The organism is Maribellus luteus, assembly GCF_003576475.1.
Taxonomy (GTDB): Bacteria; Bacteroidota; Bacteroidia; order Bacteroidales; family Prolixibacteraceae; genus Draconibacterium; species Draconibacterium luteum.
In genome coordinates this window covers 1-535 of the sequence record NZ_QWGR01000245.1, presented here as the reverse complement: position 1 = coordinate 535, position 535 = coordinate 1, and the positions used below count along the sequence as shown (strand labels likewise).

Here is a 535-nt window from a genome sequence, read left to right as displayed (position 1 = left end):
GGTCAGTTCCACGTGGGGCTCTCTTCGGTGAGGGTCAATTCAGTTCAGTGCAGATCGGGCGATTCGAGGTCAGGTCGCCATCGTGTGGCCGTCATGTAGACCAGAGGCGCAGCGGACGGCCTGCCACGCCATGCATCGGTTCGCGCAACGCGAGCCACGTCTGTGACAGCAACGCGCGCGCATCTTCGGGCCGGCGTGCAAGCACGCGCAGCAACAAAACGTTTGGCAGGCCAGGCGCATCTTGCGTGAGACACGTGACGCCCGCGCGCAGGTCGAAGTTGTACGGCAGGTGCTCGGCCATCGATTCGGCGAGGGCTTCGGTGGCGCCTTCGCCCACGGCCCACAGCGTGCCGACCACGTGAAATCCGGCCATGCCCGTCGTCGCATTCAGCACGGGCGATTGCGCGTCGAACGCCGCCGATTCAATCCACAGCGGCTGACCGTTGCAGCGCAAGGCGGTGCGCATGGCGATGCGGCCTTCGGCCCACGATTCACCGGCGGCGTGGCGGCCGAGCATGATGGTGTCCCAGCCGAT

At 66.2% G+C, this 535-nt stretch carries 1 protein-coding gene; it reads right to left on the bottom strand.

The features are described 5' to 3' along the window. Positions 1-91 precede the first annotated feature (91 nt). A partial coding sequence (locus D1614_RS28765; protein WP_175579321.1) for an urease accessory protein UreD occupies positions 92-535 on the bottom strand: 444 nt, incomplete at its 5' end.